Below are 22574 nucleotides of genomic sequence, written 5' to 3' on the forward strand. Positions count from 1 at the left end.
CGCCGTACGCCACAGCGGAGCGTGGCTCAGCGCTCAGCCGACGAAGGCCGTCGTGCACCGTTCGGCGGCATCCCAGAGTCCGGTCGGCGCCTCGGTCGTCCCCAGCACGACAGCGGCGAGATGGCGCCCCGCAGTACTGCGGGACCACGGTGCGGGCCCTGGAGCAACGCAACGCCGTGCTGCTCTTTCAGGCGGACGTGTTCGGTGAGGGTTTCAGCTCCTTTCAGGTCTCGGGTCGCGGTCGCCGGGCTGGTCGGGGGGCTGCCGGAAGGCCGAGGTGCCGCCGTCGGGGGCGGCGTGGGCCAGGCCCGTCCGGTAGGCGATGACGACGAGTTGCGCCCGGTCGCGGGCCTCCAGCTTCGTCATGGCGCGCTGCACGTGGGCGCGGACGGTGAAGGGGCTGAGGAACATCCGCTCGGCGATCTCCTGGTTGGACAGGCCGGTCGCGACCAGAGCCACCATCTCGCGTTCGCGCGGGGTGAGCACGGCGAGCCGTTCGGCGTGGTGCGGCGAGGCGTTGTCCGGTGTGGCCAGGAAACGGGCGACCAAGGAGCGGGTCGCGGCGGGGGACAGAAGAGTGTCGCCGTCGGCGATCGTACGCACGGCGTCCAGCAGGTCCTCGGCCCCGATACCCTTGCCGATGAAGCCGCCGGCCCCCGCACGCAGTGCCTGAGCGACGTACTCGTCGGTCTCGTACGTGGTGAGGATCAGGATGCGGCTGGCACGCAGTTCCGGGTCCGCGCAGATCTCCGACGTGGCGGCGAGACCGTCCACCTCGGGCATACGGATGTCCATGATGACCACGTCGGGGCGCAGCTCCCGGGTGAGTCTCACCGCCTCCCTGCCGTCGCCGGCCTCGCCGACCACGGTGATGTCGTCGGCGCTGTCGAGAAGCATCCGGAAGGCACCCCGCAGCAGGGCCTGATCGTCCGCGAGCAGCACCCGGAGCGTCACGGCGCATCCCCGGCCTCTCCGTCGCCCGTCCGTCCGTCGCCTGTCGTTGCGTCGGTCATCCGTGCCTCGACGGTTGTTGCTCCGTCAGTCCTGCGCGCCGTGTCCTTGGCGGGCGGGAGGGGCAGTTGGGTGGAGACCAGGAAGCCGCCCTCCGGGCGCCTGCCCGCGGAGAGATGGCCCCCGACCGCGGTGGCACGTTCCCGCATCCCGATCAGACCGTAACCGGGCGGACGGTCCGGCACCGTGGACACACTCGGTCCCGTGGACGCGGTCGGCGCCGTACGGGCGCCCCCTCCGTCGTCGGCGACGGTGATGGTCACGCGCTCGCGGTTCCAGACGAGTCTCACATGGGCGCTACCGGTACCGGCGTGCTTGGTCACGTTGGTCAGGGCCTCCTGGACGATGCGGTAGGCGGTGAGGTCCACTCCCGGCGGCAGCGCCCTCGCCGTGCCCTCCTGGTGCACCGACACTTCCAGACCCGCGCGGTGGAAGGACTCGAGGAGCGTGGGAAGCCGGGACAGCCCGGGGGCCGGTTCCGGGGGCGTGGCCGCGTCCCCGGACTGACGCAACAGGCCTACTGTGGCCCGCAGTTCGTCGAGAGCGTGGCCGGTGGTCTCGACGAGCTCCGTCAGGCTCTTGCGGGTCTGCTCCGGGCGGGCGTCGAAGAGGTGGGCGGCGACCGTGGCCTGCGCGTTGGCCAGGGTGATCTGATGGGCCACGAGGTCGTGCAGTTCACGGGCGATGCGCACCCGTTCCTCGGCCACTCTCCGGCGCGCCTCGCTGTCCCGGCTCTGCTCGGCCCGCCGGGCCCGCTCCTCCACGGCCGCCAGGTAGGCCCGCCGGTTCCGCACCGAGTGACCGAGTACGCCGGCCACCAGCGGGACCACCGCCACCACCCCCATTCTGCTCGCGTCCTTCCACGAGACGTCTCCGAACAGAGGGATGCAGGCGACCAGCGCCGCGGAAGTGAGCAACACCGCGCCCGCCGCCCGCCGTTCGGTGCGCGCGGCGAGCGAGTAGAAGTAGGCGGTGATCACGGCGGGGGCCACGATGAGCGGGGTGAGCAGGAGGCCCAGGGGCGGTGCCAGCACGCCGACCGCGGTGGTGGCCGCCAGGGCGGCGAGGGGTGCCCGGTGCCGCACCGGCAGCAGGGCACAGGACACCACGGCGATGAAGTAGGCGGCGGCAGGCGGCGGTGACAACGTGTCGTCGACCCGCACCACGCCGCCGAGCAGACAGAGGGCGAACGCCGTCGCCGTGATCGCTGCTTCCCGCCACCACGTGCCGCGTGGCCGCGGGCCACCGCCCCCCGTGTTCGTCATGGCCGGCTCAGTCCCGGCCGACGGGGAGCCGCCGCACCCTTGCGTCCAACTCGACGGCGGAGGACGGGACATGCCTGCTCAGTGCCTCACCCTCGATATCGACATTCGGCAGCACGCGGTTCAGGATACGGGGCAGCCACCAGGCCCGGTGGCCGAGCAGTGCCAGGACCGCGGGGGCGATCGCCATCCGGACCACGAAGGCGTCGAAGGCGACGGCGGCGGCGAGCCCGACGCCCATCGTCTGGATGGTCGGGCTGCTCATCCCGACGAATCCGGCGAACACACTGATCATGATGATCGCCGCCGCGGCCACCACACGTCCGCTGTGCCGGAAACCGCTGACGATCGCCTCGCCGGGGGACGCGCCATGGACGTAGGCCTCTCGCATCCGGGTGAGGAGGAAGACCTCGTAGTCCATGGCGAGGCCGAAGACCATGCCGATGATGAGAATCGGCATCAGCGACATGACCGGTCCGGTCTGCTCGATGCCGAGCAGGTCTGCCGCCCAGCCCCACTGGAAGACGGCGACGAGAACGCCGAAGGCGGAACCGACCGACAGCAGGAAGCCGAGCGCGGCCTTGACCGGGACCAGGACCGAGCGGAAGACCACCGTCAGCAGGAGCACCGCCAGGCCGATGACCACCGTCAGATAGGGGATGAGGGCGTCGGACATGGCTTCGGAGATGTCGATGTTCATCGCGGTGGTGCCGGTCACCAGGACGGCGGCGCCCGTGTCGGCCTCGACACCCAAGACCGCGTGCCGGATCGCGTGCACCAGGTCCTTGGTCTCGCCGCTGTTCGGCGCGGACCGGGGGACGGCGGTGAGGACGGCAGTGTCCTTGGCCCGGCTGAGAACCGGATCACCGACCGACGCGACCCCCTCCACTCCCCGTACGGTCTTGACGACCAGGTCCGTGGTGGCTCGGATGTCTCCGGACTCCGACGTGTCCACGACCACGGTCAACGGGCCGTTGAAGCCGGGGCCGAAGCCTTCCGACAGCAGGTCGTAGGCACGGCGCTGGGTGGTCTCCACCGACTTGGACTCGTCTCCGGGCAGCCCGAGTTCGAGGCTCAGCGCCGGTAGGGCGACGGCCCCGAGACCGAGTCCGGCGATCAACAGCACCACCATCGGCCGGCGCAGCACGAACCGCGCCCAGCGGGTGCCGAGCCCGGTCCGGCCGGCCGCGGTGGGCACCGGTTGAGGGCGCTCGCTTCCTGGCCGGGTGGCCCTGCGGACGGCGCGGGACGACATCCGTCGGCCGAAGAAGCCGAACAGCGCGGGGACCAGGGTCAGTGCGACGAGTACGGCAAGGGCCACGGCGCCCGCGCCGCCCACGCCCATCTTGGTGAGTTCGGGGATTCCGACGACCCCCAGCCCGACCAGGGCGATGAAGACGGTCGCGCCGGCGAAGACGACGGCGGATCCGGCCGTGCCCACCGCCCGGCCGGCGGCCTCCTCCGGCTCACTGCCCTGGGCGCGCTCGTCGCGGAAGCGGGAGGTGATGAAGAGCGCGTAGTCGATGCCGACCGCGAGCCCCAGCATCAGCGCCAGGATGGCGACGGTGGACGTCAGGCCCAGCGGAACGGCCAGCGCGGAGACCAGGCCGAAGGCGGTGGCCACGCCCACGAGCGCGGTCAGCAGCGACAATCCGGCCGCGACCAGCGAGCCGAGGGCGAGGACCAGCACCACCGCCGCCACCGCCACGCCGATGATCTCCGTCGTACCGCCCGGTTCCTCCTCCGAGTCCAGGGCCGAGCCACCGATCTCCACGGTCAGTCCCGCGTCCCGGGCCCGGCTCGCGGCGTCCTCGAGGGCGCTCTTCGTCGGCCCGGTCAGGTCGACGGCGTCCGCGGTGTAGGTGATCGTGGAGTAGGCGATGGTGCGGTCCTCGCTGACAGCGCCGGTCTCGTAGGGGTCGGTGGTCGACGCGACCTGATCGCCCCCGTGCAGCGAGCCGAGCGTGTCCTCGACGGCCGCCTTGTTCTCCCCGGCCGTCACCCACTGCCCGTCCGGGGCCCGGAACACCAAGCGGGCCTCGGCGCCCTGGGAGTTGCTCCGGGGGAAGCGCTCGTCCAGCAGGTCGAACGCCTTCTGCGACTCCGTGCCGGGCATGGAGAGGTCCTCTTCCTCTCCGGCCGGCGCCAGGACGGCGGCGGCGACGGCCAGCACCAGGACACCCAGCCACAGACCACCCACGAGCCGGCGCCGCCGGAAGGCCCACCGTCCGATCCGGTAAAGAAATGTCGCCACCTGTTGATCACTCCAGACACCGCTAGGCAAAGGGGAACGCGTGAGATTCACGCGGCTCCCACACTTCCCTCCGGCGCCCCGCCGGGCATCGTCCCCAGCCGCCGTCTTCCCCTGGTGCGACCGGACCAGCCACTCACGTGTCCTGGTGCCCGCGCACTACAGACCGAGTCAGTTCGGTCATGGCGTCGGTGCCGGCGAGTACGCCGCGGGATTCGGCTTCTGCCCACGTGAAGATGCCGTCCGACATGGTGCCGCGTTCCTGGGCGGCGCGCAGGGCGTAGACCTCGGCGCGGGCGGTGTGCACGGCGCGGTCATCGGGTGCCGCGTCGCCGGCGAACTGGGCGAGGTGGCACGCCAGGCGGTGGGATCCCGCCCGGGCCAGTTCGAGCGCCCGGTCGGCCAGGATCTGGGCGCCGCCGCTCAGGGCCGCGAGTTCGGTCGCCAGCGCCTCGTCCGTGGCCGGCTTGAGGTGGGCGGGGTTGCCGTCGTACCAGCCGCCGAACTGGCGCCAGACGTTGCGGACGATGAACTCCGGCTCGTCGTAGAGCGGTTGCAGGTAGTGCAGGGCGGCAAGGTCGTCCGGCACCCGCACCCGGTGCAGGGTCTCGGTCAGCGTCGCGCCGTCGTTGAGGCAGGCGAGCGTCTGATCGACGAGGGTCTCCAGGTAGCGCGCGGTGTTCTGGAGGGCTTCGCGTACGTGGTCGGCGCCGACGACCGGGACGCCGTGGCTGCCGAGCATCAACTCGGCGCCGAGGGAGGCCATCCAGCGCAGGGCGGCGGCCCAGTCGACCGGGTAGCGCTGCACCTTCTGCGGATTGCCGGCGTTCGGGGCGACGCCGAGGAACAGGTCTCCGGGGAGGAGGATCTTCCGGTCGGGGAGCCAGCCGACCACGTGGTCGTCGGTCTCGCCGCGGTGGTGGGTGAGTTCGAGCCGCAGACCGCCCGTCTCGATGACGTGGGTGTCGGCGAAGGTGACGTCCGGCTGCCTGAACTCGGCCGGCCAGACGAGGTCGGGGCGACGGAACTGGCGGCGGTTGATGACCGTGTTGTAGCCCTGCGTATCGGCGTAGCGCCCGAAACGCGCGAGAACGTTCTCGTGCGCGACCACCTCCGGACGCGGCAGTCCGCGGGCCTCCGCGTCCGAGTCGAAGTGCTCCAGGCCCCCGACGTGGTCGACGTGGCCGTGGGAGTAGACCGCGTGCGTGAGCGGGCCGGAGTCCCAGGCCGTGACCTGCTGGTGCAGCCCCTCGGCGAGCAGCTTGACACCGGTGTCGAAGAGCACGAGGCCGTGAGCGTGCCGCAGGGCGAAGGCGTGCCCGAAGCCGGGCACCATCAGCACCCCGTCGGCGATCTCCTCGGCTTTGGTCATGGTGGGTTCGAGGAGGGAGGCCGGCTCGCGCCTGCCGGTCCACATCTCGGCTGTCAGCTGGAGGATCGAAGTGGTCACGACACGTCCTTTCGGTGCGGTGCGGGAAGGTCGAGAAGCGCGGCGGTGGTCGCGTCCTGGTTCAGCGGAGTGCCGGCGGGCGCGGGGTGGGGCCGTACCGCGCGGCGGACGGCCACGACGGTGAAGACGGCCATCGCCAGGATCGTCGGCTTGGCGAACAGAGCGCTGAGCAGGGTGAGCCCGATGAGTGAGTCGACCGCGTACAAGTAGCCGAGCGGTACGAGATGGCTGATCCACAGCAGGGCCCAGCCCGCGGTCAGACGGCGATGACGGCTGCGGGCCGCCGGGTCGCCGGCCGTGCGCGTCGGCTCGACCCCGGCCCTGCGGCACACCGGCTCGGTGATCGGGCGCCCCAGCAGTATCGAGCCGGCGCACACCAGCAGGCCGACGCCGTTGACGATGAGTTCGGGGAAGTAGAAGGCGCGTCCCTCACCGAAGCCGATGGCGCTCACGCCGTGGAAGGCCACGATCGCCGTGGCCACCGTGACGACCAGCAGGGAGTCGCCGCGCCGGCGGCGGACGGCCGCGATCACCAGCGCGACCAGAAGCGCGACGAGCGCTCCCCACTCCGGGCCGTGGCGGGACTCGACGATCAGGAAGGCCGCGGGTGCGGAGATTCCGTCGATGACGTGCCGCGCGATGTCGGCCGCGCGGCGCGGCGGGGCGGGAGTCGGTGGATGTCGTGTGCTGCCTGCGTCGTGACCGGTCATCGGGAGCCGTTCTCGTGTCGACGATGATTGATCCATGGCTCAGTAATGGTTGACACATCACAACTGATAAATCAATCATCTAATCGAGATCAGGTCCGACGGACGGAGCCGCACATGACCACCACCGTGACGCTGACCGGTACCGGCGTCCCCTTCCCCAGCGCGGAGCGGGCCGGTCCCGGAGTGCTGGTGAGCCACGACGACGTCCACCTCCAGATCGATGCCGGCCGCTCGACGCTGATGCGGCTGACCCAGGCCGGGATCAGCCCGCACCAGCTGTCCGCCCTGCTGCTCACGCACCTGCACAGCGACCACGTCAGCGATGTCGCGGACCTGGCGCACACCCGGTGGGTGCAGGACCACATGCACGGCACCGGACCGCTCCCGGTGGTGGCGGTCGACGGGCACGCCCCCGGGTTCGTACGCCGGGTGCTGGCGGCGAACGCCTACGACGTGGACGTACGGGTGCAGCACGTGCAGGACGGCCCGCCCGAGGTGACCGGCCACTGGTTCGCGCTCCCGGACACCCCGGCCGAGGTGTGGCGCAGCCCCTGCGGCCGGGTGTGCGTCGAGGCCGTCCGGGTGCGGCACGAGCCGGTCGAGCAGGCCGTCGGCTACCGGATCACCACTCCGGACGGGGTGGTCGTCGTATCCGGCGACACGCGGGTCTGCGAAGAGGTCGCGGAGCTGTCCGCCGGCGCCGACGTCCTGGTCCACGAGGCGTGCCGGAGCACGGCGCTGGCCGAGTTCGTCCGGGGCACACCCTTCGAGACGATCTTCAGCTACCACGCCGACACCGTCGCGCTGGGCGCCATGGCCAAGAGCCTCGGCGTGCCGCACCTGGTGCTGACCCACCTGATCCCCGAACCGGCCTCGCCCGAGCAGGTGGCCGAGTTCGAGGACGAGGTGCGCCAAGGCGGTTACGAGGGACAGGTGTCGGTCGGCCACGACCTGCTGTCGGTCACGCTCGAGAAGGGAGTCCACTGATGAGGGAGATCGAAATACCGGCCGGAACCGCCCCCGGCCCGGCCGACGCCGACGTCCACCACGGCCTGCACAGCGAGCTCGGCGCCCTGCGCGGCGAGCACCCGGGCCGCGCCCGGAACCCGGTGATCAAGGTGGTGGAGCTCGGCTGGCTGGAGTTCGTCAAGCCCGACCTCGACCGCGCCGAGCACTTCGCCCGCGACTTCGGCTTCGTCGTCCACGACCGCACCCCGGACCGGCTCAGCCTGCGCGGCACCTGGTCGGCGCTGCCGTGCCTGGTGATCCGCCGCGGCCGGCACGCCCGCTTCGCCGGGCCCACGTTCGTCGCCGAGTCGGTCGCCGACGTGCGGCGACTGGCCCGCTGGGCCGGCGCCAACGCGCTCCCGCTCGGCAGCGGCCAAGCCGTCCAGCTCACCGATCCGAGCGGCTTCCCGGTGCGGGTCGCAGCCGGCCTGGACCGCCTGCCGGCCCTGCCCGAGCGTGACCCGCTCGACTTCAACTTCGGTACGAAGCCGATCCGGCTGCGCACCACCCAGCGACCCCCGCGAGCCGCGGCGGAGGTGCAGCGGCTCGGGCATGTCGTACTGGAGACACCGCGGTTCAGGAACGCGCTGGAGTGGTACCTCGAAGCCCTCGGCCTGATCGTCAGCGACTTCCTGTACCTGGACGAACTCCGCGACCGCGGGCCCACGATGGCCTTTCTGCGCTGCGACCTCGGCCCGGTGCCGGCCGACCACCACACCCTCGCGATGCACCTCGGGCCGCGCGCGGGCTATGTGCACTCGGCCTACCAGGTCACCGACCTCGACGCGGTGGCGGCGGGCGGCGCCCACCTCGCCGACCAGGGCTACCACCGCGTGTGGGGCATCGGCCGGCACATCCAGGGCAGCCAGATCTTCGACTACTGGCGTGACCCGGACCGGATGATGCTCGAGCACTACGCCGACGGCGATCTCTTCGACAGCACCCTCGAACCCGGCTGGGCGCCGATGAGCGCGAGCGGCCTCTCCCAGTGGGGCCCGCCCGTGTCCCGCGACTTCCTGGGGAGCAAACCCACCCCCGGCATGGTCACCGCCCTGCTCAGGGCGCTGGGCGACAAGACCAACGACATCGACAAAGACGTCCTGAAGGCACTGGCGAAAGCGATGGCGGCATAAGCATGAGTACGAACGTGGCACGCACGCAAGACGGCTGGTGGGTCGAGAACGACGGCCGGCTGACCCGGATCCGGACCGCGGCAACCACCACCCGCGAACTCCTCGCCGACCGGCCCGCGATCGACAAGGCCGCCGGCGCACCCGACCCCGAGGGTCCGCTGCTCGAAAGCACCGGCTTGCTCTCCCCGGTCACCACCCCCGCCCGGGTGGTCGCCCAGATGGTCAACTACCGCAGCCACGCGCACGACTCCGGTTTCGACCCGGACACGGTGCCACCGGCGTTCTTCCGCAAGGCGTCGGGCTCGGTCTGCGGGCCCACCGACGACATCCGCTGCCCCGACCACGTCGGATTCCTCGACCACGAAGTGGAGTTGGGCCTCGTGATCGGCCGCCGGATCGAGGTCGGTTCGGCGGTGGCCGAGGACGACCTCGCCGAGGTGGTCGCGGGCGTCGTCATCACCAACGACGTCAGCGCTCGCGACATCCAACTGACCCGCACCCAGTTCTACGAGTCCAAGTCCTACCCGACCTTCACCCCGGTCGGCCCGTTCCTCACCCTGCTCGACGGCGCCGAGCTCAGCGCCCTCGAACGGCTCCGGCTCACCCTGAGCGTCAACGGCGAGGTGCGCCAGAACAGCACCGTCGCCGACATGATCGTCAAGCCCGCCCGCGCACTCACCCTGCTCGCCCGCTTCCAGGCACTCGACCCCGGCGATCTGCTGCTCACCGGCACACCCGGCGGCACCGCCCTCAAGGCACCGCGCCCGCTGGTCGAGAAGATCGGCGCCCTGCTGCCGCCGGCGGTGAAGTGGCGGGCGTTCTTCAAGCGGCAGGCCGACAACCCGTACTACCTCAAGGACGGCGACGTCGTCGCCGCCACCATCACCGACCCCGTACGCGGCATCGACCTCGGACAGCAGACCAACATCGTGCGCAAGCCCGTGCGGGCCGCGCTGTGATGCCGGCCGAACTGCCCCCGCTGTCATCGGCGGACGACCTCCGCGACATCGAGCAGGTCCCGCTGGCCCGGCGCGACCTCGCGCTCACCACGTACGAGCTGCTCAGCCGTGCCGCGCGGCGATGGCACGACGAACCGTGCTCGCTGTGGATCCCGGACGCGGCCGCGGTCGAGGACAACGTGGCAGTGACGTACGGGGAGTTGCACGAGTCCGTGCGCCGGATCGCGCACGGACTGCATCGGCTGGGTGTCGGCCGCGAGGACGCCGTCACGCTGATGGCGCCCAACTGCAGTGACCTCCTCGCCGCGACCCTGGCGGCGCAGGCCGTCGGGATCGCGGCGCCCGTCAACGCCGCCCTCGACGTGCGTCATCTCAGGCACCTCGTGCGCCTGACCGGCTCCCGCGTGCTGGTCACCGCCGGTCCCGAGCTCGACGAGGCGTTGTGGAAACGGCTCCTGGACTCCGCCGGCGACCTCGGGATCGAGGTCCTCGTCGCGCTCTCGCCCGACGGCGGCGAGAAGGGCACGGCGGCCGCGCTGGAGGCGCGCCCGGGGCTTCGCACCGTACGGCTCGACGACCTGGTGGAGGGCGCACCGCCCGCTCCCGCCGGACTCCCGGACGTACCGCCGGCGCCCGACGACCTGGCCGCCTTCTTCCACACCGGCGGCACCACCGGCACGCCCAAGGTGGCCGCCCACACCCACCGCAATCAGGCGGTGATGGCATGGAGCCTCGCGCTCGCCGGCGGTGCGGGCACCGGCCAGAGCATCGTCGCCGGCCTGCCGCTCTTCCACGTCAACGCCCTTCTGGTGACCGCCCTGGCGCCCATGGTGACCGGCGCCCGGTCGATCTGGCCGAGCCCGCTCGGCTACCGCGACCCGAAGCTCTACGCCGCGTTCTGGCGGCTCGTCGAGCACTACCGGCCCCGCGCGATGTCCGCGGTGCCGACCGTCTACGCCTATCTGTCGGCCATGCCGGTCGACGCCGACATCAGCGCGCTGGAGCTGCCGGTCGTCGGCGCCGCGCCGCTGCCCGACAGCGTGCGACGCGCCTTCGCCGAGGCCACGGGCCTTGAGCTGCACGAGGGTTACGGCCTCACCGAGGGCACCTGCGCGACATCGGCGACCCTGCCCGGAGACGTCCGCCCGGGGTCGGTCGGGCAGCGACTGCCCTACCAGGAGGTGGTGGCGGCGGACGTCGACCCGACCAGCGGCCGGATACGGACGCTGTCGGCGGGTGAGGTCGGCGAGCTGCTGATCAGCGGCCCGACCGTGTTCGCGGGCTATCTTCGGCGCGACGGCGACCGCAGATCGGTGGACGACAGCGGCGTCGTCGTCGACGGCTGGTTGCGCACGGGTGATCTGGGCTTCGTACGCGACGAGCGGGTCCATCTGCGTGGCCGGCAGAAGGACCTGATCATCCGTGGCGGGCACAACATCGACCCCGCCGTCATCGAGGACGTCCTGCTCGACCACCCCGCCGTGACCGCGGCCGGAGCCGTCGGCCGACCCGACCGCACCTCGGGCGAGATCCCGGTCGCCTTCGTCACGCTCACCACGTCGGAGGTCACCGTGGAGGAGCTGTCGGACTGGGCGGCACGGCACATCAGCGAACCGGCCGCCCGGCCGAAATCGATCACGGTGCTCGACGCGATCCCGCTCACCGAGATCGGGAAGCCGTTCAAGCCCGCGCTGCGCGAGGCGGCGGCGGCCCAGCACTTCCGCCACGAGCTCGCCGAGCACGGCATCGACGACGTCGAGGTGCGCACCGGCCATGAAGCCGGCCGGCTGGTCGTGTTCCTGTCCGGCGACGCGGCCGTCCGGGCCGCCGCCGCGCTCAAGGGCTACGACGTGGTGATCCGTACCGATGCCGAGGAGGCGCACCAGTGACGTCGACCGGACCCTGGGACGTGATCGTGATCGGTGCCGGACCGACCGGTCTGACGGCGGCGACCCTGCTGGGGCAGTGCGGCCTGCGCGTCGCCGTCGTCGAACGCCACCGCGAGGTGTACCCGCTGCCGCGGGGTGTCCATCTCGACGACGAGGTCTACCGGATCCTCCACCAGATGGGCGTCGGCGAGGAGTTCGCCTCCCACACCCGCCCCGCGGCGGGCCTGCGGCTGGTCGACGAACGTCACCGCGTGCTGGCCACCTTCACCCGCCATGGCGTGACGGCAGCGGGCCTTCCGCCCGCCAACATGTTCGACCAGCCCGACCTCGAACGCCTGCTGCGCGACCATCTCGAGAGCCTCCCCGAGGTGTCCGTGCTCGGCGGCCATGAGCTGTGGCGTCTCGATACCGCGGAAGCCGGATCGGTGACCGCGCACGTATGCGGCCCGGACGGTACGACGGTCGACCTGAGCGCGCCCTACGTGATCGCCTGCGACGGCGCCAACAGCACGGTCCGCGCCCAGTTGGGGATCGACAGCGACGACCTCGGCTTCGACCAGCGCTGGCTGGTCGTCGACGTCCGCTGCACGCTCGACCTCGACGCCTGGGACGGAGTGCACCAGGTGTGCGACACCCGCCGGGCCGGCACGTACATGCGGGTCGGAGAGGACCGCTACCGCTGGGAGTTCCAGCTGCTCGACGGCGAGACCGCCGACGGCTTCGCGAGCCTCCCGGCGCTGCGCCCGCTCATCGAACCCTGGGTCCGCGGCATCCCGGACGACCGGCTGGAGCTGGTGCGGTCCACGGAGTACACCTTCCGTGCCCGAGTCGCACGGCGCTGGCGCGCCGGCCGGGTCTTCCTCGCCGGCGACGCCGCCCACGTCACTCCGCCGTTCATCGGCCAGGGCCTGTGCGCCGGCCTGCGCGACGCGCACAACCTCGCGTGGAAGCTGGCCGCGGTGCTGGGCAGCCGCGCCGCGCCGGAACTCCTGGACTCCTACGAGGCCGAGCGCCGCCCGCACGCGACCACGATGATCAGGCGGGCGAAGGGCATGGGCCGGTTGATGACCGGCGGCGGCCGGGCCGCGTCCCTCGTCCGCCGCCGCCTCGTCCCTGCCCTCGCACGCTCCCGGACGATCAGGCGGAAACTGCTGGACAGCCGCACTCCGGCACTCACGCCCGGACACCGCGTACAGCGCTCCACCCCGCGCACCGTACGCGGTGCGCTCCTCCCGCTCGTCCGCCTGCCCGGACCGGACGGCGCACCCGTACTGGTCGACCGCGTGCTCGGTGACCGCACCGCCGTCGTCGCACTGCCCGGCACCGATCTCGCGGCCGTCCCCGGCGCCCTGCCGTCGGCCTGGCTGACCGTCGACCCGGAGGGCAGCGAGGGCGAGCGCCTTCTCGCCCGCTGGCTGCGGGACGCCGGCGTCGGATGGGTCAGCGTCGACCCCGACCGCGTGGTCAGGGCCGCCGGGCGGACGAGGCTGCCGCGGTGAGCGACGGCCTGGCCCGCACCTTGGAGCCACGCACGGGCGTGGCGGCTGCGGAAGCCGGATGAGCGGGATGGGGGACGGCCCCGATACGATTCTGACCATGTCAGAACGGCTGCCCACACGTGTGGAGAGGCGCAAGCTGCGCACCCGCACAGCGCTGATCGAGGCCGCGCAGGAGATCTACGCCCGGCGCGGGGACTTCGACGTCAGCATCCAGCAGATCACCGAGGCCGCCGACGTCGGCTTCGGGACGTTCTACAACCACTTCTCCTCCAAGGCCGAACTGCTCGACACGGCCATCGGTCAGGCTCTCGAGGCGCACGCCGCCTGGCTGGAGGACCTGCTCGCCGACGTCGACGACCCGGCCGTGGTCTTCGCGACGTCCATGCGGCTGACCGGGCGGCTGGTTCGCACCCGCCCCCGGCTGGCGAAGGTGATGATGAACAGCAGGGGCGCGCTGCTCGACGCGCCGTTCGGCCACGCGGTGCACGCCCGGCGCGACATCGAGGCGGCGATGGCCGCCGGGCGGTTCGTGATCGAGGACGTGGATGTCGCCCTCGCCTGCACGGCCGGGTGCCTGATCGCCACCATGCACCTGTGCACCGGCGCCCCGCCGGACACGGTCGACTCCATCGCCGACCAGGCCGTACGGAACGTGCTGCGGATGTTCGGTATGAACGACGCCGATGTGACCCAGATCGTGTCGCTGCCGCTCCCCGCCGCCGAGCCGCAGGATCCGTCGCTCTGACATCGGCGATCACGCTCTCCTGCGGCCCGGCCCGCTCCCTGCTGCGGACGCCATCCTCGTCCGCATGACGCTCCCGGGTCTCAGGCTTGCTGAAGTGCCCGGAAGGCCTCGAACCAGGCGTAGTTCCGCCCGGGTGTGCCGTCCGAGTCCGGACGGACGGTTCGGTTCGCGTAGGCGGGGTTGAGGATCCACGGCATCTTGTCCGGGCCGAAGTCCTGTGCCATGGACTGGATCTGCACACCGGCGTAGGTGGCCACCGCCAGCCTTCCCGTCTCCCGGAACATCCGCATCTGGTTGGTCAGATAGGTCTTCCGGGTCTCGAACCACGGGCTGAGGGCCAGGAAGTCGTCCCACTTCTGCTGCGGGAACGGGCTGCGGATCGCATCGGCGACGACCTGCCACACCTGGGTGTCCGGGGCGACGCCGTACCGGCCGGCGAACTGCGCCGGCACCACGTCCTCCATGTGCTGATCCCAGTAGTGCACCAGGGAGAACTCCGTGGCCAGGAACTTCTGGCCGGTACGCAGCCGGGGCAGGACGTAGTCGAGATACTCGCCGGCCGCCTCTATGCGGCTGACATGCGGATGGATGTCGACACCGTCGATGGCCCGAGTGGTGCGGACGTACGTCATCCAGCGCTCGGTCGCCGGGGTCTGCTGCGCCGGGTCGTCGAGACGGTTCAGAGCGCCCATGTACAGGCGGGTCCGGCACGCCGAGCCGCCGCAGTGCGCCGAGCGGTACGCGATGACGTGCGCCGCGAGCCGCTCGTAGAAGGCGTTGAGTGTGCTGTCGCGCTCCGCCGGCATCGTCTCGAGGAACGGTTCGTTGCCGATGGTGAGAATGTCCGCCTTGCCCATCACGGCGCCGAGCACCGCGTCCACGCGGGCGAGGAGCGCGGCCATGGCGGTGCTCCCGGCCTGGGGGAGCGGCTTGCCGGTGTACGGGAACTTCAGCGACAGGACCGTTCTGTAGCCGCGCTGCGCCGCTTCGAGCAGGGTGGCGACGGCCGGCTGCCGTGCCGGGTCGCCCTGATCGCTCTCGCGTATCGGGAGGAATCCGCGCAGCCAGCTTGCCGAGAGTGCCTTCAGCTCGGAGAAGCCCAGGTCGGAGGGATCCTCATTGAAGTTGACCCCGAGGGCTCCCGACGGCGCGGCGGCGGACTCGGGGCCCGCGCCACGCTCTTGTGCGTCAGGTCCGGACTCCTGCTGCTGGGTCACCCCGCTCGCCAGCGCGCGACCGCCGAGCGCGGCGAGCATCGCCGAGCCGGACGCGGTGAGCAACAGGCGGCGGGACGGGCGGCGGTGCATCACGGCCTCCCGGAGGCGTTGCGGCGGCGCGCGACGTAGAGCCTGCTGCCCGTCGGGCCGGTCCACTCCAGCCGGACCACACCCGGGACCGCGGACTGGGCGATACGGGAAGGATCCGCCCAGTAGCCGAAGTTGGGGTTGCGGAAGAACGTGGCCCACAGGCGGCCCCGGTGGTCGGTGAAGAAGTTGTTGTGGCCCGCGCCGACCCCTGCGGTCCAGCGCTGCGAGTACGGTCCCTCGAAGCGGTCGGCCACCGCCGCGATGGCGTTGTACTGGTACTGCACGCGCCCCGGTCCCGGCGGATCGTACGCATGCCGCGTGCTGCCGTCCGCCTGTGCGGACGTACGGTCCCAGGCGGCGTGCACGAGGTAGTACTTGCCCTCGTGCTTGAAGACGTGAGCACCCTCCAGATAGGGCTCCGGCGTGTAGGGGGCCTGCTGGAACAGGGGCAGCCCGGTGGACGGGACGATGTCCTCCATGTCGTCCCGGAAGTCCGCGTACAGATTGTTGTGCAGGACGAGCCGGACCTTGCCGTCCCCCGTGTACAGGCCGCCGTCGATGTGGTGATAGGCGCCGGGCTCGATGAATGCCGGGCCGCCGGCGACGGGGTCTCCGAAGGGCTTGTCCAGATTGCCTTCGATCAGCCGGTACGGGCCCGCGACCCCGCCCTCGCTCTTGAGCAGGAACGAGCCGACCTTGCGGGAGTGGTCGCCCATGCATGCCACGAGATACCAACTGCCGTGGAAGTAGTGCAGTTCGGGGGCCCACACCTGGCCGCGCTTGCCGAAGCGGTCGTCGTACCAGTACTCCTGCCAGGGCGCGACCACGGTGCGTCCCGGCCGGTTCTCCGTGACGAACTCCGGCGACCAGACCTTGCCCTTCTCCGCGTCCGGGCGGATACGGCTCGTGTCGGCAAGCCGCCAGGGCCCGGCGAGGGAAGGGGCCAGCCATACGAAGATGCCGTCGTTCCAGGGGCCGGCCGCCTCGAGCCCGGGTACACGGGTCGTGCCCGTGGCGACATAGAGGGGGCGGCCGTCGACCACGAAACAGTTGACATAGGTGTCACGCATCCACACCGACCCGCGCTCCCGGTCGCGCGGACGCAACTCCAGTGGCAGCACGAAGGAGTTGTCCTCGCGCGGCCAGAGGTCCACGCGGTTGTCGGCGAGGCCGTAGGGCTCCGGGGCCGGCCAGTTCGCCGGGTGGTGCCGCGGCGCGGCGGCGCGGGCCGGGCCGGCGGTCAGCGGCAGGGCGGCGGCGGCCGTGAGCCCGGCCGCTCCGGCCAGCAGCGACCTTCGGGGCAGGGAATGTGAAGTCATCGTGTGCGATCTCCCTTGTCGTCATCCGTACTGTCGGCTCCGCCGGACCCGGGGACCGCTTCGCGGCGCACCCTCGCCACCGTCCGGGTGCTGACGGTCAGCAGCTCCACGGGGCGGCCGCGCCTGCGCCACGCGAGCGGAGCGCCGCCGATCACCACGGCGCCGTCGGTCACGAGCCTGGCGACCGCGTCGTACACGGTCGTTCTGGACAGGCCGCTGAGGTCCTGTAGTCCACCTCTGCTGAGCGGGCCGTGCCGGTGCAGCAGTTCCAGCACGACGGCCTCGTGCCGTCGGCCGGTTCGTATCGGGGTGCCATCACTTTCAGGCATGCGGCACAGCATGGGAACGTCCGTCGATTTTCGTCAACAGGTCGGATAAATAATCCGGATGACATGAGTCACGCCACGGTAGTGCGGACCCCGTCCGCACAGGATCCGTGATTCGACCGTCGGCTAATTCTGTCGGACTGTTGACGGAATAATCGAGCCTCCTTACCTTGACCGGCATGCAGATGCCCACCGGAGTGCACGCCCTGGTCCGACGGACCCATGAGGACCGCGTCCTGCGTGCGCTGCAAGAGAACGGCGCACTGAGCCGGGGAGAGATGGCCCGGGTCGTGGGCCTGTCCCGCACCACGCTGTCCGACATCGTCGGGAGCCTGTTGCAGCGCGGCGCCATCGTCGTCGTCGACACCGACGCCGCTCGGCGCGCGGGCAGCGGCCGCCCGGCCGAACGCCTCGCGCTCGACCCGGCGTCCGCGCAGTTCATGGGGGTCGACTTCGGGCACCGACGGGTCCACGTGGCGGTCGCCGACGCCTCCCACGAGATCATGGTCTCGGGCTCCGTACGCTACGAGGACTCGGCCTCCTGGCCCGAACGCCTGGAGCTCGCGCTCTCCCTGCTCGACCGGCTGAGCGCCGAGGCGGGCGTCCACTACGGCGCGCTACAGGGCATCGGCATCGGCGTACCCGGCCCCTATCCGGCGCCCCAGGGCGCGTCCTGGCCGCGCGCCTCGGCCGGCACCACCGTGCTGCGCCCGGCACCCGAAGGCGTCGACGTCGCCTTCGCCGAACGCTTCGACGCACCCGTGATCGTCGACAACAACACCCGTCTCGCCGCGCTCGCCGAGGCGATCAACGGCGCGACGAGCGTCGCCGACCTGGTGTACGTACGCCTCTCGGACGGTGTCGGCGGCGGCCTGGTCGTCGGCGGTCAGCTGGTCACCGGATCCGGAGGGCTGGCGGGCGAACTGGGGCATGTCACCGTCGATCCGGCGGGCCGCCCTTGCCGGTGTGGCAAACGAGGCTGTCTGGAGACCGTCGTCTCGGTGCCCGGAATCCTCGCCAAATGCTGGGAGTTCGGCCTTCCCCTGGAAGACCTGGACGCCCTCGCGGCCGCGGTGTCCCGCGCCCATCCCGTGGTGGACCGGGTGCTGCGCGAGGCCGCGGCGGCGCTCGGCCGAGTCGTCGGCGCGGCCGCGATGACGCTGAACCCGGCGAAGGTCGTCATCGGCGGGGAGATCACCCGGCTCGCCCCCGTGATCGTGGAGCAGGCCGCCGCCACCCTCGCCGCCGAAGTCTTCCCCACCGCGTCGGCCGGACCCGTGGTCGAGGCCGCCCGTCTCTCGGACGAGGACGGAGCGCTCGGTGCGCTCGCGGCGGTCTTCCACAGTTCCCCGCTGCTCGCGAAGTACCCAGAAACCGCTGACGTGAAGGGCCGTACGGATGCACCCGACTCCATCGCAGAAAGAGCCGCCCATGCCCGTTCTTGACACGCAAGGCGCCGCTCCAAGGGATGCCGTGCCCGACAAGGAGCCGGGCGGGACGCCCGAGGCGTCGTCCGGCGCGTCGGCCAAGTCCCCCAGGACGTCGGCCGGTTCGCGCAATCGCGGGCGGATGCTGCTGCTCAACGCTCTGTCCGTGGTCTTCGGGATCGTCCTGTGGTGGGTCCTCGCCGCCGGCGGATTCAAGCTGCCGACACCACCGGAGGTCGTCTCCCGGGCCGGCGAGCTGATCAGCGACGGCACGCTCGCCGATGACGTACTCGCTTCTCTGACGCGGGTGCTGATCGGTTTCGTGCTCGGCACCGCGGTGGCGATACCCGTCGGCTTCCTGATGGGCTGGTACGCCACCGCCCGTGCGCTCGTCGAGCCCTGGATCCAGTTCTTCCGTACGATCCCGCCGCTCGCGATCATCCCGCTGGCCATCGTGGTCATGGGCATCGACGAGACACCCAAGATCTTCGTGATCTTCCTCGCCGCGTTCCTGGCCTGCGTGATCTCCACCTACCAGGGTGTGGTGAACGTCGACCGCACGCTGATCGACGCGGCCCGTGTGCTCGGAGCCAAGGACGGCAGGATCTTCGCCCGGGTCGTGGTGCCGGCCTCCACTCCGTTCATCCTCGTCGGCATGCGGGTCGGGCTCGGCTCCGCCTGGGCCACGCTCGTGGCCGCGGAGCTGATCGCCGCCCAGGAGGGGCTCGGCTACCGCATGCAGAACGCCCAGCTCTATTACGACCTCCCGACCATCTTCGTCGGGCTCATCTCGATCGGGATCCTCGGCCTGCTCATGGACCGGGTCCTGCTCCTCGCCGAACGCAAGCTCACCGGATGGCAGGAACGCCGATGACCAGCAAGCCCGCCGTGACCGCACAGCCCGCCGCACCGTCCAAGCCCGCGAAGATCTCCGTCCGCGGCGTCACCAAGACCTTCGCCCTGGGCCGCGACACCTTCACCGCGCTCGACGACGTCTCGCTCGACATCGCGGACAACGAGTTCGTCACCGTCGTCGGCCCCTCGGGCTGCGGCAAGAGCACCCTGATGAACATCCTCGCCGGCCTGGAGACCCCGACCGAGGGCCAGGCGCTCGTGGACGGAGAAGAGGTCAGCGGGCCCGGCCCCGAACGCGGGGTGATCTTCCAGCAGTACGCGCTCTTCCCCTGGCTCACCGTGCGCCAGAACGTCGAGTTCGGGCTGCGCACCATGGGCATGGCCAAGGACGAACGCCGAAGGCGCGCCGAGCACTTCATCAAGCTCGTGGGACTCGAGCGCTTCGCCGACGCCCTGCCCAAGACGCTCTCCGGCGGCATGCGCCAGCGCTGCGCCATCGCCCGCGCGTACGCCGTGGGCCCCTCGATCCTGCTGATGGACGAACCCTTCGGCGCTCTGGACGCACTCACCCGCGTCAAGCTTCAGGAACAGCTCCTCGACACCTGGAGCCAGGACAAACGCACCGTCCTGTTCATCACCCACGACGTCGACGAGGCCGTCTTCCTCGCCAGTCGCGTGATCGTCATGGCAGCCCGCCCCGGACGGATCTACGACGTCATCGACGTCCCCGCGGTCGAACGCGACGAGGACTTCCGCCTCAGCGCCGAATTCGCCCAACTGCGCAACCGCGTATGGCACTCCGTGTACCACCAGGACGGCGCGACCGCCGCTCTCACCGCCGCGCACTGAACCACCATCTGATCTGTAAAGGAACGGTCGTCATGGCACCCACTCTCACCCGCAGACACCTCTTCACCACCGCCGCGGGTATTGCGGCAATGGCCCTGCTGGCGGCCTGCGGCAGCGGTTCGTCCGGCGGCGGAGGCGGCGACACGGTGCGCTTCGGCTACATCGGCGACTTCAACGGCGCCAGCCTGATCGCCATCGCCGACGCCAAGGGCCTGTGGAAGAAGCACGGCCTGAAGGCCGAGAGCACGGTTTTCACCAACGGCCCGCTCCAGATCCAGGCACTGGGCACCAACAACCTCGACTTCGGCTATATAGGCCCGGGTGCCATGTGGCTGCCCGCCTCCGGCAAGGCCAAGGTGATCGCGCTCAACACCCTCGGCAACTCCGACCGGGTCATCGCCCAGCCCGGCATCAACTCCATGCAGGACCTCAAGGGCAAGACCGTCGCGGTACCCGAGGGCACCTCCGGGGACATGATCCTCTCGCTCGCCCTGAAGAAGGCGGGGATGACCAAGAGCGACATCAAGGCCGTCCCCATGGACCCGTCGACGATCGTGGCCGCGGTCTCCTCCAAGAAGGTCGACGCGGCGGGCTTCTGGTACCCGGCGGCGGCCACCATCAAGAAGCAGGTCCCCGGTCTCGTCGAGCTCGCCAAGAACAGCGACTTCAAGGACGAGGTCTCCTTCCCCACCGCCTTCGTGGCCGGCAACAAGCTGGTCAAGGAGCAGCCGGGCAAGGTCAAGAAGGTACTCGCCGTGCTGCGCGACGCCATCGACTACCGCTCCCAGCACACCGACGAAGCCATCGAACTCACCGCCGCCAAGCTGAAGATCCCCGTGGACCAGGTGAAGGCCGACGCCGCCAACAACAAACTGCTCGACGTCGCGCAGCTCGACGCCCTGACCAAGGACGGCACGGTCGACAAGTGGCTCAAGGGCATGAACGACTACTTCGTCGAGGCGGGCAAACTCAAGCAGCCCGTCGACCCGAAGTCGTACTACACCGGCGACCTCTTCACGGAGGCCGGCAAGTGAGCGAGCCGCGCACCGACCGGAAGAACATCCTCTTCCTGATGACCGATCAGCACCGGGCGGACACACTCGGCTCGTACGGCAACACCTCGGCGCACACGCCGGTTCTCGACGAACTCGCCGCCACCGGAACCCGGTTCGACCGCTGGTACACCCCCACCGCGATCTGCACCCCCGCCCGCGCCAGCCTGCTCACCGGACAGGCGCCGTTCCGCCACCGGGTCCTCGCGAACCACGAGCGCAACGTCGGCTATCTCGAGGACCTCCCCGAGGACCAGTTCACCTTCTCGAGGGCCCTGCGCGAAGAGGGCTACAACACCGGCCTCATCGGCAAGTGGCACGCCGGCCACCGGCGCACCGCTGCCGACTACGGCTTCGACGGGCCCGAACTGCCCGGCTGGCACAACCCGGTGGACAACCCCGACTACCTCGCGTACCTCGATGAGCGCGGGCTCCCGCCGTACGAGATCAGCGACCGCATCCGAGGCACCCTGCCCAACGGCGGCCCCGGCAATCTGCTGGCCGCCCGGCTGCATCAGCCCGTCGAGGCCACCTTCGAGCACTACCTCGCCACGCGGACCATCGAGCACCTCGAGAAGTACGCGGCGGACTACCGCGAGCGCGAGCAGCCCTTCTTCCTCGCCCTGCACTTCTACGGGCCGCATCTGCCGTACATCCTTCCCGACGAGTACTTCGACCTCGTGGACCCGGCGGACGTCGAACTGCCCCGGTCCATCTCCGAGACGTTCCAGGGCAAACCTCCGGTACAGCGCAACTACAGCGCGCACTGGACCTTCGACACCATGCCGATCGAGACGACCCGCAAGCTCATCGCCGTCTACTGGGGCTATGTCGCCCTGATCGACCGGCAGATCGGCCGCGTCATGGACGCGATGAAGCGGCTCGGCCTGGCCGACGACACAGCGGTGTTCTTCACCTGCGACCACGGCGAGTTCACCGGCTCCCACCGGCTGCACGACAAGGGTCCCGCGATGTACGAGGACATCTACCGCACACCAGGGCTGCTGAGGGTCCCGGGCGCGCCCGGCGGGGTGGTGCGCTCGGAGTTCGTGAGCCTCCTCGACTGCACGGCGACCATCCTGGCGCTCGCGGGCATCGACCCGAAACCGGCGGTCGACTCGCGCAGTCTGCTGCCGCTGGTGCACGGCGAGGACACGGAGTGGGCAGAGGACATCGTCTGCGAGTTCCACGGCCACCACTTCCCGTATCCCCAGCGGATGCTGCGCGAGGACCGCTACAAGCTGGTGGTCAACCCGGACTCGGTGAACGAGCTGTACGACCTGCACAGTGATCCGGACGAACTGCAGAACGTCTACGAGCATCCGGAACGGGCCGAGGTCCGCAGCCGGATGATGCGCCGGCTCTACGAGGTGCTGCGTGAACGCGGCGACAACTTCTACCACTGGATGACGTCCATGTACGACGTCGGCGAGGTCGGGCACGACCCGACGCTCAGCGGGCTCGACGAGTCCACCTACCAGTCGTAGCCGGCCCCGCCCGCAAGGGCGGACACGATCAGCCG

Annotated in this window: 19 protein-coding genes; 11 read left to right on the forward strand and 8 right to left on the reverse strand. The window is 70.7% G+C overall.

The features are described 5' to 3' along the window. Positions 1–213: 213 nt before the first annotated feature. The 5 genes from ABZ915_RS16850 to ABZ915_RS16870 all read right to left on the reverse strand — a co-directional run bounded on the left by ABZ915_RS16850 (position 214) and on the right by ABZ915_RS16870 (position 6684). Positions 214–954 (reverse strand): response regulator transcription factor, encoded by a 741-nt coding sequence (locus ABZ915_RS16850; protein WP_361802641.1) that lies wholly within the window; start codon positions 952–954, stop codon positions 214–216. Next, positions 951–2276: a histidine kinase gene (locus tag ABZ915_RS16855; RefSeq protein ID WP_361802644.1), complete on the reverse strand. Its 1326-nt coding sequence runs from the start codon at positions 2274–2276 to the stop codon at positions 951–953. Before ABZ915_RS16855 ends, ABZ915_RS16850 begins: the two co-directional genes overlap by 4 nt. Positions 2277–2283: 7 nt before the next feature. Then, the gene (locus tag ABZ915_RS16860; protein ID WP_361802647.1) at positions 2284–4527 is read right to left on the reverse strand and encodes an MMPL family transporter; all 2244 of its coding nucleotides are present in this window, start codon (positions 4525–4527) and stop codon (positions 2284–2286) included. Between the two features lie 133 nt (positions 4528–4660). After that, positions 4661–5974, reverse strand: a complete 1314-nt coding sequence (locus ABZ915_RS16865) for an alkyl sulfatase dimerization domain-containing protein (RefSeq protein WP_361802650.1) — start codon at positions 5972–5974, stop codon at positions 4661–4663. Further along, the gene (locus tag ABZ915_RS16870; protein ID WP_361802653.1) at positions 5971–6684 is read right to left on the reverse strand and encodes a DUF3159 domain-containing protein; all 714 of its coding nucleotides are present in this window, start codon (positions 6682–6684) and stop codon (positions 5971–5973) included. The genes ABZ915_RS16865 and ABZ915_RS16870 overlap by 4 nt, the downstream gene beginning before the upstream one ends. A 114-nt stretch (positions 6685–6798) precedes the next feature. On the opposite strand from ABZ915_RS16870, the gene ABZ915_RS16875 reads away from it, so the two are divergent. From ABZ915_RS16875 to ABZ915_RS16900, 6 genes are all read left to right on the forward strand, one after another. Continuing rightward, positions 6799–7671: an MBL fold metallo-hydrolase gene (locus tag ABZ915_RS16875; protein ID WP_361802656.1), complete on the forward strand. Its 873-nt coding sequence runs from the start codon at positions 6799–6801 to the stop codon at positions 7669–7671. After that, positions 7671–8825: a VOC family protein gene (locus ABZ915_RS16880; protein ID WP_361802659.1), complete on the forward strand. Its 1155-nt coding sequence runs from the start codon at positions 7671–7673 to the stop codon at positions 8823–8825. Before ABZ915_RS16875 ends, ABZ915_RS16880 begins: the two co-directional genes overlap by 1 nt. A 2-nt stretch (positions 8826–8827) precedes the next feature. Next, positions 8828–9784 carry a fumarylacetoacetate hydrolase family protein gene (locus ABZ915_RS16885; protein ID WP_361802662.1) on the forward strand — a complete coding sequence of 319 codons (957 nt, stop codon included), beginning with the start codon at positions 8828–8830 and terminating at the stop codon, positions 9782–9784. Next, positions 9784–11673, forward strand: a complete 1890-nt coding sequence (locus ABZ915_RS16890; protein ID WP_361802665.1) for an acyl-CoA synthetase — start codon at positions 9784–9786, stop codon at positions 11671–11673. The genes ABZ915_RS16885 and ABZ915_RS16890 overlap by 1 nt, the downstream gene beginning before the upstream one ends. Then, positions 11670–13172, forward strand: a complete 1503-nt coding sequence (locus ABZ915_RS16895; protein WP_361802668.1) for a bifunctional 3-(3-hydroxy-phenyl)propionate/3-hydroxycinnamic acid hydroxylase — start codon at positions 11670–11672, stop codon at positions 13170–13172. The genes ABZ915_RS16890 and ABZ915_RS16895 overlap by 4 nt, the downstream gene beginning before the upstream one ends. 97 nt (positions 13173–13269) lie before the next feature. Further along, complete coding sequence (locus tag ABZ915_RS16900; RefSeq protein WP_361802671.1) at positions 13270–13917, forward strand: TetR/AcrR family transcriptional regulator; 648 nt, start codon at positions 13270–13272, stop codon at positions 13915–13917. A gap of 80 nt (positions 13918–13997) precedes the next feature. Here the strand turns inward: ABZ915_RS16900 and ABZ915_RS16905 are convergent, their stop codons facing one another. Genes ABZ915_RS16905 through ABZ915_RS16915 form a run of 3 tightly spaced genes read right to left on the reverse strand, consistent with a single transcriptional unit; the run spans position 13998 to position 16872 of the window. After that, positions 13998–15224: a hypothetical protein gene (locus ABZ915_RS16905; RefSeq protein WP_361802674.1), complete on the reverse strand. Its 1227-nt coding sequence runs from the start codon at positions 15222–15224 to the stop codon at positions 13998–14000. Beyond that, positions 15224–16543 (reverse strand): family 43 glycosylhydrolase, encoded by a 1320-nt coding sequence (locus ABZ915_RS16910; RefSeq protein WP_361802677.1) that lies wholly within the window; start codon positions 16541–16543, stop codon positions 15224–15226. The genes ABZ915_RS16905 and ABZ915_RS16910 overlap by 1 nt, the downstream gene beginning before the upstream one ends. Beyond that, positions 16540–16872: a hypothetical protein gene (locus ABZ915_RS16915; RefSeq protein ID WP_361802680.1), complete on the reverse strand. Its 333-nt coding sequence runs from the start codon at positions 16870–16872 to the stop codon at positions 16540–16542. The genes ABZ915_RS16910 and ABZ915_RS16915 overlap by 4 nt, the downstream gene beginning before the upstream one ends. 176 nt (positions 16873–17048) lie before the next feature. Here ABZ915_RS16915 and ABZ915_RS16920 point away from each other — a divergent pair, with 176 nt between their 5' ends. From ABZ915_RS16920 to ABZ915_RS16940, 5 genes are read left to right on the forward strand one after another with little or no spacing between them, the layout of a single operon-like run. Next, positions 17049–18314: an ROK family transcriptional regulator gene (locus tag ABZ915_RS16920; RefSeq protein ID WP_361802683.1), complete on the forward strand. Its 1266-nt coding sequence runs from the start codon at positions 17049–17051 to the stop codon at positions 18312–18314. After that, entirely contained in the window at positions 18301–19170 is an 870-nt protein-coding gene (locus tag ABZ915_RS16925; RefSeq protein ID WP_361802686.1) for an ABC transporter permease, read from the forward strand. Before ABZ915_RS16920 ends, ABZ915_RS16925 begins: the two co-directional genes overlap by 14 nt. After that, positions 19167–20000, forward strand: coding sequence for an ABC transporter ATP-binding protein (locus ABZ915_RS16930; protein WP_361802689.1), 834 nt, complete (start codon positions 19167–19169; stop codon positions 19998–20000). Before ABZ915_RS16925 ends, ABZ915_RS16930 begins: the two co-directional genes overlap by 4 nt. A 32-nt stretch (positions 20001–20032) precedes the next feature. After that, positions 20033–21034: an aliphatic sulfonate ABC transporter substrate-binding protein gene (locus tag ABZ915_RS16935; RefSeq protein WP_361802692.1), complete on the forward strand. Its 1002-nt coding sequence runs from the start codon at positions 20033–20035 to the stop codon at positions 21032–21034. Then, a complete protein-coding gene (locus ABZ915_RS16940; RefSeq protein WP_361802695.1) occupies positions 21031–22539 on the forward strand; it encodes a sulfatase-like hydrolase/transferase in 1509 nt (502 codons plus the stop codon). The genes ABZ915_RS16935 and ABZ915_RS16940 overlap by 4 nt, the downstream gene beginning before the upstream one ends. Positions 22540–22574 lie beyond the last annotated feature (35 nt).

The sequence above is a fragment of the Streptomyces sp. NPDC046915 genome (assembly GCF_040644935.1).
Taxonomy (GTDB): domain Bacteria; phylum Actinomycetota; class Actinomycetes; order Streptomycetales; family Streptomycetaceae; genus Streptomyces.